This is a genomic window from Neorhizobium sp. SHOUNA12A (assembly GCF_023006505.1).
In the GTDB taxonomy this organism is placed as follows: domain Bacteria; phylum Pseudomonadota; class Alphaproteobacteria; order Rhizobiales; family Rhizobiaceae; genus Neorhizobium.
Genome location: NZ_JALBGV010000127.1, coordinates 1 through 12,364, shown reverse-complemented (window position 1 = coordinate 12,364; position 12,364 = coordinate 1). Strand labels below are relative to the sequence as shown.

Annotated in this window: 12 protein-coding genes and 2 pseudogenes; 6 read left to right on the top strand and 8 right to left on the bottom strand. The window is 56.4% G+C overall.

Going from position 1 to position 12,364, the window contains the following annotated elements:
- Nucleotides 1-191: 191 nt before the first annotated feature.
- Together MOV63_RS30375 and MOV63_RS30370 are read right to left on the bottom strand one after the other, a co-directional pair.
- Nucleotides 192-650, bottom strand: coding sequence for a helix-turn-helix domain-containing protein (locus tag MOV63_RS30375; RefSeq protein WP_247039380.1), 459 nt, complete (start codon nt 648-650; stop codon nt 192-194).
- Between the two features lie 58 nt (nt 651-708).
- Nucleotides 709-1,578: a LysR substrate-binding domain-containing protein gene (locus tag MOV63_RS30370; RefSeq protein ID WP_247039379.1), complete on the bottom strand. Its 870-nt coding sequence runs from the start codon at nt 1,576-1,578 to the stop codon at nt 709-711.
- A 195-nt stretch (nt 1,579-1,773) separates the two neighbouring features.
- On the opposite strand from MOV63_RS30370, the gene MOV63_RS30365 reads away from it, so the two are divergent.
- From MOV63_RS30365 to MOV63_RS30355, 3 genes are read left to right on the top strand one after another with little or no spacing between them, the layout of a single operon-like run.
- Nucleotides 1,774-2,283, top strand: a complete 510-nt coding sequence (locus MOV63_RS30365; RefSeq protein WP_247039377.1) for a cupin domain-containing protein — start codon at nt 1,774-1,776, stop codon at nt 2,281-2,283.
- Between the two features lie 27 nt (nt 2,284-2,310).
- Nucleotides 2,311-3,222 (top strand): EamA family transporter, encoded by a 912-nt coding sequence (locus tag MOV63_RS30360; protein WP_247039374.1) that lies wholly within the window; start codon nt 2,311-2,313, stop codon nt 3,220-3,222.
- Between the two features lie 22 nt (nt 3,223-3,244).
- Nucleotides 3,245-3,460 carry a hypothetical protein gene (locus tag MOV63_RS30355; protein WP_247039372.1) on the top strand — a complete coding sequence of 72 codons (216 nt, stop codon included), beginning with the start codon at nt 3,245-3,247 and terminating at the stop codon, nt 3,458-3,460.
- 486 nt (nt 3,461-3,946) lie between these two features.
- On the opposite strand, the gene MOV63_RS30350 is transcribed toward MOV63_RS30355, so the two are convergent.
- The 4 genes and pseudogenes from MOV63_RS30350 to MOV63_RS30335 all read right to left on the bottom strand — a co-directional run.
- Nucleotides 3,947-5,173, bottom strand: a complete 1,227-nt coding sequence (locus tag MOV63_RS30350) for a type II toxin-antitoxin system HipA family toxin (protein WP_247039371.1) — start codon at nt 5,171-5,173, stop codon at nt 3,947-3,949.
- Entirely contained in the window at nt 5,170-5,442 is a 273-nt protein-coding gene (locus MOV63_RS30345; protein WP_247039370.1) for a helix-turn-helix domain-containing protein, read from the bottom strand. Before MOV63_RS30345 ends, MOV63_RS30350 begins: the two co-directional genes overlap by 4 nt.
- 442 nt (nt 5,443-5,884) lie before the next feature.
- Nucleotides 5,885-6,051, bottom strand: a pseudogene (locus MOV63_RS30340) (ATP-binding protein); the annotation flags it as partial.
- 416 nt (nt 6,052-6,467) lie between these two features.
- Nucleotides 6,468-7,018, bottom strand: a pseudogene (locus tag MOV63_RS30335) (transposase); the annotation flags it as partial.
- 130 nt (nt 7,019-7,148) lie between these two features.
- Between MOV63_RS30335 and MOV63_RS30330 the strand changes: the two are divergent.
- Nucleotides 7,149-8,339, top strand: a complete 1,191-nt coding sequence (locus MOV63_RS30330) for a hypothetical protein (RefSeq protein WP_247039369.1) — start codon at nt 7,149-7,151, stop codon at nt 8,337-8,339.
- A 362-nt stretch (nt 8,340-8,701) separates the two neighbouring features.
- Here the strand turns inward: MOV63_RS30330 and MOV63_RS30325 are convergent, their stop codons facing one another.
- Nucleotides 8,702-8,875 (bottom strand): hypothetical protein, encoded by a 174-nt coding sequence (locus MOV63_RS30325; RefSeq protein ID WP_247039368.1) that lies wholly within the window; start codon nt 8,873-8,875, stop codon nt 8,702-8,704.
- Nucleotides 8,876-9,031: 156 nt separating this feature from the next.
- The gene (locus MOV63_RS30320; RefSeq protein WP_309500855.1) at nt 9,032-9,649 is read right to left on the bottom strand and encodes a DeoR/GlpR family DNA-binding transcription regulator; all 618 of its coding nucleotides are present in this window, start codon (nt 9,647-9,649) and stop codon (nt 9,032-9,034) included.
- A gap of 479 nt (nt 9,650-10,128) precedes the next feature.
- On the opposite strand from MOV63_RS30320, the gene MOV63_RS30315 reads away from it, so the two are divergent.
- Both MOV63_RS30315 and MOV63_RS30310 read left to right on the top strand, forming a co-directional pair.
- On the top strand, nt 10,129-11,772 hold the full coding sequence (locus MOV63_RS30315; protein WP_247039367.1) for a Na/Pi cotransporter family protein: 1,644 nt from the start codon (nt 10,129-10,131) through the stop codon (nt 11,770-11,772).
- Between the two features lie 350 nt (nt 11,773-12,122).
- Nucleotides 12,123-12,281, top strand: a complete 159-nt coding sequence (locus tag MOV63_RS30310) for a hypothetical protein (protein ID WP_247039366.1) — start codon at nt 12,123-12,125, stop codon at nt 12,279-12,281.
- Nucleotides 12,282-12,364 lie beyond the last annotated feature (83 nt).

Here is a 12,364-nt window from a genome sequence, read left to right as displayed (position 1 = left end):
ACAGTTCCGCCGCATCGCTACCCGCTACGACAAGACTAAAACATCATTCGCTGCATTCCTGGCGATCGCCGCAGTGAGGATTTGGCTGCCTCACTTTGTCAACATGACCTAACGAATTCTCGCAGTTTTCTATCGAGCGGAAAGCCGGGTTTAGAAAGGCGAACTCGAACGACTACAGTCGAGCCGGCAAGTTAATCATCGTGCGGCTCCCTGCGCTTAAGCCAAGCAGCACCGTTCACTTCACCGACAGGCTCTTCCATCGCTTCGTCTTCGAGCTCTCCACAGGCGGCTACTTGCTGAACAAGGCCGACGATACGCCTTCGGACCGTGTTACTATCGATCCTATGAAAAGCCTCGATGAGGTCTCGTCCCTGCTTGGAGAAAATTGGTACTTGGTCTGGCGTTGGCTCTTCTCTGCGTTCCCGCTTCATATCCTGGAAGAAGTAGCTCGTGTCGACGTCCAGTGCGTCGGAGATCGCGACGAGCTTGCTGGCACTGACCCGGTTCGCCCCTTTCTCGTACTTTTGCAACTGCTGAAAAGTCACCCCGATCCGAGCACTGAGCTCGACCTGCGACACGCCTCTCATTAAACGTGCTTGGCGGATACGGGAGCCGACCTGTCTATCGACTTCAACGGGTTGCCGACTCATTCATTGCTCCCCCGGGCAAAATTGTTGGCACATGGCGTTGGTCCATGGCGGCTAGAATTTAAAGCAAGCTTAAACTGGCGTGTATTTCATCGGCCAAATGTTGGACAAAGTGCGGATGTTCGGACGAACCGCCACGCATCAACGCTATATCGAGACCGTTTACTTCAGGCAAATCATTGCCCTCCGCCAGTATCTCAAGATCCGCTGGAACAGAACACCTCGCGATTGCGGCGACCGCCAAACCTGCGCGCACAGGCGAGAGGAGCCCTGCTATACTTGGGCTTGAATAGGCGATCCTGTAGGCCAGTCCCACTCGGGCACATGCCTCAATTGTTTTTGCTCGAGCGACGCATCCTGGCTGGAACATGGCGAGCGGCAAAGGCTCGGATTTCGAAAACCTTCTTCCCTTAGCGGTCGCCCAAACGATCGGCTCAAGCCTTATCGTCCGTGACACGTCATCATTTGGTCGACGGGTCACAACCGCAAGATCGAGGGCGTTGCGCCCAATGAGGTCTGAAAGGCCTTCACTCGGCTCGCATGTCACTTCGATCTCCACCCTCGGGAATTTCTTCGCGTATCGCTCCAGGATATTTGGAAGAAGCGTGTAGACGTAGTCATCCGGAGCCCCCAGGCGAATGAGCCCAGGACCATTTTTCTGAGCCATCGTCTTCCACAGCGAATCGTTCAACCGCAGAATGAGGCGGGCATGCGCGAGGAGTTGTTCTCCGTGCGTGGTTAGACGCTTGCTTCGACCCTGGATCTCAAAGATCGGATTGCCCTCGAAGAGCGCCTCCAGCCGTTTCATCTGCATGCTCACCGCAGACTTGGTGCGGCCGACGCGATCGGCGGCAGCAGAAAAGCTACCGCTGTCAGCTATTGCGACGAAAACCTCCAATAGGAGAGGATCGATCTTTCGAAGAATGGACATCCGGAAAGTTCAACACCTTTGACCACAAAGATTAATACAATTGGATTGTTCTGATCGCGTCAAGCGGATAGCTATTTCTCGGTGCCCTCGGGCGCATATTTCTATCAGAAGTTCTCTCAAGACAACACCGCCGCGGAATTGAGCCATTCCTCGGCAAGGCCACCTGCGTGCTTTTTCGAACCCGAGGAGATCGAAATGTCCAACAGCTTCCCGTTTAAAGCCAATGTTTTCAGGGAATTCCCCGCCGGTAATTTCTACCGCGCAAACGCCAAGAACTTTCCCGTTCTGAAGGGCCTCGCCGTTCAGGCTCTGGACATCAAGCCCGGCGGGGTGCGCGAACCGCACACCCATCCGAACGCGAACCAACTGGACTTCTGCATCAGTGGAAAAGGCCTGGTCGGGATTGTCGGACCGGAGGGTGAGACCCACTACCTTGAATTGAACCCAGGGGACATCTCGTTCGTGCCGCAGGGCTACCTCCACTGGATCGAAAACCGCGGCGAAGAGCCGCTGTCGTTTCTCGTCGTCCTCTCGCACGAGGAGCCGCAGACGATCGAGTTCTCCGAGATGTTCTCCGGGGTACCGAGGGAAACCCTCGCAAAAATGTATGAGGTCCCGGAATCCGCATTCGCCCAAATACCAAATCGCACAGTGGTCATCGGAGGGGCGCAGGCTCCGAGCAGCTTCCGCGAAGCAGCCGAATAAAGTGCGGTTCTTCAGCGGATCACACCGATGCGTTTAAGAGATATCCTTGTCTTGGTAGCTGTCGCCTTCATCTGGGGCTTCAACTTCGTCGTGATCCGCTGGGGGCTAGATGCGTTCCCTCCCTTGCTGCTGTCGGCTTTGCGTTTTACCGTTTGCCTATTGCCGATTTGCTTTGGCCTTGAGCGGCCGCAAATTTCCTGGTCGCAAATTATCCTTCTTGGAGCGACACTGGGATCGCTCGTGTTCGGCTTGCTCAATTTAGGGATCTATTTCGGGCTGAGTGCCGGTCTTGCGTCTGTCGTTATGCAGGCACAGGTCTTTTTCACCGTGATCTTCGCGAGCCTTTTCATAGGCGAGAAACTCCACGCCAGGACGGTGATCTCGATTTTTGTCGGCTTTTTCGGACTGGCACTCATTGCGGTTGGCGGCGCCGCCACGGTCACGAGTGCAGGCTTTCTGTTGACGTTAGCAGGGGCACTATCGTGGGGTGTTTCGAATATCCTGATCAAGCGCCTTCCACCCGTAAAAACGCTCAATCTCATAGTGTGGATCAGCGTGGTTCCGCCGGTTCCCTTCCTCATCACATCTTTCATGTTCGAGGGGCGCGAGCGCATGTTCAACGCGCTCGCGTCGTTATCGTTTCCAGGAACGATGACGGTGGCTTACACGTCGCTCGTCTCGACAATCCTAGCCTACGGCATATGGGGAAGCCTATTGCAGCGCTATTCGGCCAGCTCGGTATCCCCGTTCGCATTGCTTGTGCCGGTATTCGGACTTGGGTCCGCTTGGCATTTCCTTGGCGAGCAGCCGAATGGCACAGAGTTGATCGGAGCAAGCATCACCGTCCTTGCTCTGGCGTTTAATTCGCTTGCCGCCGTCAAGGCGTGGCGCTCCCGATGGCTTGTGGGCGGCGCCAGAACGCAAGCTCGCAATCCGTAAGAACGGGCCAAGGAGGCTCTGTATGGTCCAGATGAGAAATGGCGGAAAAGCCCCACCCCTCGATATGCTTGTAGGCGACATCGCGCGGATGCGCCAAATTGCAGAAGAGAACAGGCTCGACCTTCTTTGTTACCTGCTGCGAATTGCCGAATGCGAAGCTTGGGAACTCGTGTCGAAGGCAGAGGCTGCCCAAGATCATCTTGAGGAATCGAGCGAAAAGAACCGCCAGCCCATATAATGTAGACCGACAGGAAACTTGGGCGCCCGCATATTCCCCACGCTTCGCCGTCTCCTTGGCTTCAAGACGTTGAATAAGACCCCACGTGCGGGCGCGCATTTCAAAAATCGGAGACCCTGCGGCGAGGGTCTGCAGGGCTTCTCCTGCGAGCCCATGATTTCGACCTCGGCTGGCGTCGGATTGGTGAGGGCGATTTCCGAGCACTCCAACGCCGCTGGCGCGAAGCGGAGATTGATGTCGACAACTTTTTCCAGATATCTGTCAAATTCCTGCATTTTGCCAAGCTGCGGCTCGTTCAGCAGCAAGACCACCTTACATTTCCGCTCCTACTTAAGCTGGGAGATGTAGCCCAGCACCTCGCCGACTTGAAGCGAAGGCCCCCGCCGCTCTCGGTCTCTTCCGCGTCGGCAATCACTGTCCGATTTACCGATGTAAGCCTCCAGTTTCTCTGGAGATGATGCTATTTCTCGATTCCCGAGTTCAAGGCTACCTGTGAATTCGTTTGCATCGCTTCTGAACGTTATGGCTGATGCGCTCCAGAATTCTTGTCGGCTCGCCGGAGATCTCAAACAGTCGCGTCGCGACATCATCGCAGGCGTCACCAACTACGGCCGCAAGTTCCTCGACCCGCCTGGCAGTCGATGCGCCGCTCAAACCGATCTCCTCGGCCACCGCTTGCCAATCGCGTCGATGCAAGTCGGGCGCGATGAAACGTCCGGCAATGCCCTGCGGCAGGCTCTGATCGACCTCACGATACACCGCGGCACACATCAAATCGTAAAGCGGCGCCATCTTCGCAGATCCGCCCGCACCGATCAGGATGGAGTAATTCTTGGCGTGCGAGTCGGAGTTGCAGATCAGTACGTTGAAAATCACCGCGTCCAGAAGCTTCAGGCGCTCGCCGGGTGAAACGAGATCACTGACGGCATCGAACATCATCTTCAGCGTCACGCCGCGGCCTGTCGAGGAGCGCTCGTATTTCTGCGACGGAAAATGTCCCGTTAGCTGACAAAGATCCTCCTGATGCAGCCGGCGGATCCCACCCTGCGGGTCCGTGAAACGGTCGTAGCGTTTCACCAGCAGATAGCGTCGTTTGCCGGCTACGCCTATTGTCGCCTCGGCGGCTTCCAATCCGCATGCCCTCGCAAGGGCAAGACAGAAGGCTTCGTTTTCGACGCTTCCCGCCAACCGCGTGGTATCCGGCTTGATGATGTGGGTCGATGGTGTCCCATCGACAGGGATTGAGATGATCCCTTCCTCGTCGATGAAGACGGGCAATTTTTCCTGTACGCCCGCAAGCGACATGGACACGCCTCGCTCTCCGACCAGGAAGGGTTTGGACGGAAGCTCGTTGAGGATGCGCTCCAGGGCCTCGTCGTCCGCAATGGGTTGCAAATGGACGCCTGCCTTGCGTGGTTCTCTGACCGAGAGCGCTCCCGCCGTGTCGCGGCCGATGTGACCGAGCAGGCCCACGATGTCCTGGGGAGACACTTTCAGCCGCTGACCGATCTCGGCGAGATGGGTTTCCGGCAGCAGGTTGGCGAGCCACGGCAGCAGCCTGTCTGCGTGGACCGCTCCTGATCGCAGCGGCATGGTCAGTGAGATTGGGAAGGCCGAGCGGCGCGCTTGCCAGGATGGATCGTAGTCGAGCCGCCATTCCCCCTCGAAGGTCATCTGCGCGACCGGAAGAGTTTCGTAGAAGATGGTTGTCATCGACCGTCACCGAAGGTCGGCAGGAAGCCGAGGTCATCTTCCATGGCGGTCAACGAGGGTTGGGCCGTCTTCAAGTCGCCGATCTCGATGCCCACCGTGCGTGCTACGATCAGCGCTTTTTCGAGCTGGCAGCTGGGCTTGCCGGATTCGAGCTCGACGATGAAACGTTCGCCTGTGCCGGATCGGGTGGCAAGCTCGATCTGGGTCCAGCCGAGACCTTTGCGTTTTTCCCTCACGGCGGTGCCGAAATCAAGTGCGGACCTGAACATCCAGCATCTCCTTCACAGGCTTACCGTACAGGAAGATTTTCCGATTTTCAATGCCATCCTTACCGATCGGGAAGTTTTGTCACTGAAGCAACCCCATAAAATAGGGTCCTTGAGATCCGGATATCGCGCGGCTATCTGGCGGAGGGTCCCCCATCTCCGCCTCCAGAGCAAAACCGCCTTTAATCCTACTATGGCGTGAAATATTCGGAAATCGCGGCTTTCGCGAAGCGGAAAATTCGCACCGCCTGTTTCCGCCGATTGTTTTCCTGGCCCAAGCGGTGATTTACTTGCGGATACGGTGCCGGCGCATGGCTGTTGCTCATGGTTGAGCCGAACCGGCGGTCACGCGGATGATCAATGGCTACTGGGAGGGAATTGGCAACTCGACACCGGGAAATTTCGGCCTGATCTTCTCAATCAGATAACGAAGAACTGACCCCCTTCATTGATTTGCTGTTTCGTTTGTCTCGAGCGCCGTTCCAGCCTTCTGCAGAAGGCTGGAACGGCGCTTTCGCGAAGCCTATAGCTATCACCTCGGATGGTGATCACTGCCGAATGGTGCAGCAGGCGGTCCAATCTCGCGGTGGCGACAACAGGGTCACCAATGATTTCATGATGCCTTTCTCCTCGATCGTCTATTGCGTTGACCGGGACAAACGGCGATCTTGCAGATCCCGCCGACGATCGCCAGCCTCCCCGGCATCCTTGACCCACTTGCGCAGAAGGTTGCGCATCGATCCCAATGGACAAGCGCAAGGCCTGAGATAGAAACGCCAGGCTGGAGGCAGGTTGCGCCTTTGATCTTGGATCGTAGCGGCGTCGCCCATCACGCTCTACACGCCGCACACGCAGTTTCTGATCTTCGTCGCTCATATTTGGTGTCCACCTATTTTAAGTGGACACTTCATGCCGCAGATACATCAACGCGAAGAGGCCCATGGAAATGAGCGTTTACCAATGAGAGGCCGTATTATGCATTCCAGGCATACGCTCCCCTAATCTCGGGCGAGGCGCGCCGTGTTGATGCCGGGAAGGTGTTTGTAGCCGGTCTGCGCCTTGATCCCGGCAAGACGGGCCAGCCGTGCAACCCGGTTCGGGCAGCATGTCTCACCCTGATCGAGAAGATCATCCTGCCTCTTTCTTCCCATGCCCTTTGGGGAAGATCAGTCTGTCGTTTGTCTTCGCTGGCGCGCCTGCTCAGCGGGTTCTTTAGCCAGGCGTAAAATCCACTCGCATGGATCCGCAAAAGGCGGTACATCGCCCGCACTTAGAACTGCACGCGAAGCAGGGCAATGAGCGCGTGCCTCACTTTGCATTTCTGGCGAAAGACGCGGCCGCCTTTTTTAAGATGTCTCGCTTCTGGGTGACGCGAGGCGGTTCTTTCTCCGGCCGCCTGATCTCCTCGGCCTCATCACCGCCGTTGGCATCCGAGGCGGCAAACTTCGTCTTAACACTCGTAGAGCGAATGCTGGCTAATCCCGAGCCGTTGCGAAACGTCTGCAACCGGATAGCCTCGATCGTTATTCTTACGCACTGCATTACACTTGAAATCGTCGCTGAAATTGGCCTTGCTCATAAAGGCCTCCTGACCTCAAAGTTAGGAAAGAAGGCATCTACAAATCTTGGGGCTATTCACAATGTTGAGATCGGAATTTTCTTGTACGAAGCTAGACTTATTTTAAGTTTTAAAGAAATTGGTGTGAAAGATGACTTCTCGCATATCATCAGGAAATGAGGTTGGAAAAGATCGGGAAGAGTCTCAAGCCAGCCGATTTAAGGATAGTAGCGCCGGCCGGCAAGCCGATACGTTTAAACGATGGCAAACCGCCTACAAGCTAGCAGAAACATATGCCCTGCTCAACCAAAGCAAACCATCTTTTGAAGCGCAGTTCAAGGTGGATCAAGCACGTGAATTGTTCCTGTCGCTGTCAGAAGATTATGTTGTTCTTGGCATTACAAAAGATCGTTTTCCTGGTACTCCCGTCATACCGCATTCTGTACAGCAGCGGTTGGACGCATTCGGGCAAACCTTAAAGGGATATATAAAGACAGATCCCGATGATCCCCCTAAGCGGCGCAGAGTGCTTGATATATTGCTCGATACAAAGCAAACGGATCCCGTCGTTGGCATAAAGCTACCAGAAGATTTATATGAGAAATGCCAGAATTTAGGCCTTTCTGCACAAGGCGCGATCAGCCTCATCAAACAGTTTCAGTCTTTGAGAGAGGACGTTGTGGCACTGCTATCTCCTGATCGAAACCAGTTGAAAGGATTGGTAAGCGATTTATGGGATCAGCTTGCGGAAGGCGCCAGTGCGGAAACGCTACATGCGCAGGAACGCGCAGACAAAAGGGCAAAATTGCTGCACCTCGATGACGACCTCTATGGGGAACCTGTAGAAATTTCAAGCTGCGCCTCATCCGACGAAATTGTGTATCGCGAGCAAGGAGATGGATCTAGCTGGCACACGGTAGATAGTAGCTCCGAAATTTCAAATCCTTATTTCAAGGCATCCCCAGTAGGGTCAGTTTCGCGACTTGAATCCCTGCGATTTGATCCAGAAGATCCAGGTCCGGTTGAACATCAGGCACTCGAGAAACCGCAGACAAAACAGCCAGTCTTGGCTAAGCTCTGGGGCAAAAAACTCTACCAGCTCGAAAAGGACTTTATCGCCCTCGAGGAAAACTTCCCGACCGAGCAGATCAAGGCTTGGCGTCATGCGGCGGCGGATGCAGACACCGAACTTAGCCGGGTGGCAGCGGAACCTCCACGTTTGAAACGTGTCGCATCCGAAATTTCGGATGAGCCGCCAGAGGGCGACCAAAAGAAGCCATCTCTGAAACGACCCAAAATGGGCGGGCGCGATGATCGCTCCCGCACAGCGGGCCGAGAATAGGGACATCGGTGCCGTGCCAGCCTCTCCTTGTTAAAGTCTACCGTCCAGCGACAGACATCCGGCAAGGCCCTCACTGTTTTAAAAGCTGATACAGATGGCGCGGGTAACTGAACCACCATCGAAGTGTGCCGCAAGTTGGACACCTTTAATTCGGCGAGCCGGCATTTCTTTAGGGAACATCACCGCGGTGCCCTTCCTGGGCGTTCGAAAGGATGGTGAATATCTCCGCCACCTCGAAAGGTGGCTACCCGGGCCGCAACGTTGAAGGTCACCAGAGACATCCTCCGTCAAGATCACGCGCCAGTCGGGCGGTTAAGCGGCCTGCTGTGCCCATTTGGTCCGCCCAAGGCCACCGTCAGTGTTCAGTGCAGTTGGGCAGGTAGTTTCTGAATGATTGCGTGCGCCACCATCCTTGCCGCCTTCTCCGCTGCCGCCTGTGAACTGTAGCGGCCGGGTAAGGCCACCACGAAACCACCCCTGACGCTTAAAATGACTTCCCCGGATTTTGGATCATATGTCACGCTGAAGTCGTCCATTTCACCTTTTCTCCCCAGAACTACGCCCCGACGAACCCCTGGTTTTCAGCGAGACAGATCGCGACGGGCTACCGGCACTCGGGGAAGACCTGTCCCGCATCGTCTACGGCCTGATGCTGACCCGCCTCGACACTTCGATCATAGCTTGCTCCACACTCACGTTCTGAAGCGAATCGGTGCAATCAACCCGCGATCGAGGTCGATCGAAGCGGTGTTGAGGATCAGCTTATCCACATTGAATTGCCGGATGAAGTGCTCTGCCAGGGAACCCCGGAAGGACCGGTTGGTTTCTGCATACTCTCCCCCGACCGCATAGACGCTCTTCGCCTCGCCGCGGATCAGTTCGGCGATGATGTCGGCGCCGTTTGATATAAGGGTGAGGTCTGTGCGCCCCACCGGTAGTTTAGCAACGTCCAGTGCCGTTGTGCCGGCATCCAGGAGAGCACCGTCTCCATCGGCAATCATGCCGGCGGCCGTCGCTGCGATTGCCGTTTTCTCTGCCTGGTGGGATACGGAGCGAACCGCGTTACTTGGGTCCTGCGCCGCCTGATTGACGCTGACGGCACCACCATGCGTCCTGCGCAAGAGCCCGGCTTCTTCAAGTTCCCCCTGGTCCCGGCGGGCCGTCGCGACAGAGATCTGAAAGCGCCTGGTCAGCGTGCGGATGTCGAGGAAGAGCTCGTCGTTCAACAACTCGGCAATTTTTGCCCGGCGGTTTTCAGCGGTGTTGAGCAAAGGCTTGTTCCATTCCCCGACATGCCATATATCGCTCATAGCGAGCGAAACACATCTTTGTCAAGTGGAGACTTATGAAGGTTTATGACCAAATAACGTAGCATCCTAGCTAGGTAGTCTCTACAACTTGGTCCGAGGAGGGGATAATTTGGTGTATTTGCCAATGATTGATCGATATCGCTCATGAAATGGCAATTGAGGTCCGGAACAACGGAGGTGTGGGAAAGCCGGTATCCGGGACGCGGTTGGAATGTCGTCGGCCTGCCGGCATGAAGAAGAAGGACCCCTATTTATGATCCTGGCTGCAAGACGGTGCCGCCAGGATGCCGGTGGGCAGCGAACCTCCCAGGTTGCTCACCGGCGCCTCCTACCGCGGGCAACCAAAGTAATGTGGCGAGGAGGTTTTCATCTTCCGGCGGACGGCTTCAAAGGCGGAAAACCGTTCGAAAAAGCCGCGATCTTTTGGCAGCTTTTGCCGTGAACCAGGAACACCAAAGTCCAGAAAGACGGAGCATAGATTGGAATCCACGATCGTGATGATAAACCTGTTCGGTGCGGTGGCCTTGTTGCTGTTCGGCCTGGCGCAGGTGAAGGACGGCGTTTTGCGCGCCTTTGGTGCCAGACTTCGGACCGGTCTCGCGACCGGCACGCGCGGAGGATTGCGCTCCTTCGTTTCAGGCTTCGTCGCAACGCTGGCATTGCAAAGTTCCACGGCGACGGCGCTGATGGTCGCCTCCTTCGTCGAGCGCGAATTGGTGAAGCCGCGCATGGCGCAGATCGTCCTGCTCGGCGCCAATCTCGGCACGGCAGTCACGGCCTGGATCGTCGCGACCGGCATCGAATGGCTTTCGCCACTCATTATCCTCGCTGGCATCGTCCTCTTCCGCAGCGTTTCGACCGCACGTCAAGGCGGCGGAAACGCGCTGATCGGCATCGGTCTGATGCTGCTGTCGCTGCATCTTTTAAGCAGCGCCACCGAACCGATGCGCCAGTCACCGGCGCTTGCCGCCTTCATCGGCCTGCTCGACAAAGCCTGGCCTGTAGCGCTTGCCTTTTCCGCCGGTATCGCCTTCATCTCCTCGTCCAGCCTTGCTGCCGTCGTCCTGATCCTGTCGCTCGCGTCGACCGGCATCCTGTCTGCCGATCTGGTCATCGTGCTGGTTCTCGGCGCCAACCTCGGCGGCGCCATTCCGCCCGTCATCGCCTCGCTTGCGGGGCCTGCCTCCGCAAAACGCGTTACGCTCGGCAACCTGATCGTGCGGGCCGCCGGGTGCCTCATCGCACTGCCGCTTGCAGGCTATGGTGCCGAACTTCTGGAGATGCTGCCGCTGGCGCCGCCCAAGCTGCCCGTCGATGCCCATCTCGCCTTCAACCTCATTCTTGCGGCCCTCGCCTGGCCATTCTCGCGCCTCTTGTCGCGGCTGATGCTCCGTCTCGTTCCGGAGGAAGCAATGACCGACAACGCGCCGAAATATCTGGACAACCAGGAACTCTCGACGCCCGTCGTGGCGCTCGCGAGCGCCACTCGCGAGGTCCTCGGTGTCGGCGACCTTATCGAACGCATGCTGATCCGTGCCTCCGAAGCCTTCGAACAGAACGATCTGACGAAACTGAAGGAAATCCCGTCACTGGAACGCCAAGTCGATAGCCTGCAGCAAGAGGTGAAGATCTACCTCTCCAAACTCGGCCGCGAAGGCCTCAGCGAAGAGAACGGCCGCCGCTCGATCGTCATCATCGACTACGCCATCAACCTCGAGCATATCGGCGATATCGTCGAAAAAGGTCTGCTGCCACAGGTTGCCAAGAAAGCCTCGCTCGGCCTACGATTCTCCGACGACGGCTACCAGGAGCTGAAGGAACTCTTCGACCTAACTATAGACAACCTGCGGATCGCCCAGACGATCTTCGTCACCCGTGACTTCAACCTCGCCAAACAGTTGATGGACGTGAAGGTCGAGGTGCGGCGGATGGAGAAGCAATCGGCAGAACGCCATCTGGAACGCTTGCGCGACGGCCGCGCGGACAGTCTGCAGACAAGTTCGCTGCATCTCGACATGCTGCGCGACCTTAAGCGCATCAACGCTCACATCGTCTCCGTCGCCCACCCAATCCTCGATGAAAGCGGCCTCCTCATCGAAAGCAGGCTCCGCAATGCCAGTTGATGTCCGGCTCCTTTTTGCGATGGTACATCAGTGGGCATCAGGAAATGCGGCATAACATCAGTCTGCTGCCTAGTTCATTGAACATGCCGCCCGACTATACCCGGATGATTGAGTGGGCGAACTCCGAGTTGGCAACCTTGGAACAGCGCGTGAACATGGCGGGCATCCAAGAACGTCTGCAAAAGGAGAGCCTATTTCCAGACCCTCAAAGTGATCCTCTGTTTGAGGACACGGCTATGAACGACTATCCCCTGCTAGACGTGAGCGCCGAATTTTAAAGCCAGAAATAAAAGCTGGCAGCTGCAGAGTGCGAGAGAGATGAAGAATGCCAGCACCTCCCCAAAGAGCGGATGATCGATATCATCAGCATCGAGGAGATCGAAGAGCATCTTCTCTACGTCGCTGATTTGGTGGATCGTATTGGACCGATCGCACAACCTCTGCTGGATAGGTTGCAGCGGGAGTACGAATATGCGACCAAGCCTAGCAGGCTGTTGAAAAAGGCCTAGCCTGAGCGCTCCTCTCATGATTCATTGGTCCCGTCGAGATTGGGAATTGATGGATGCGCGGCGGCGACGTGAGATCGGGTGAA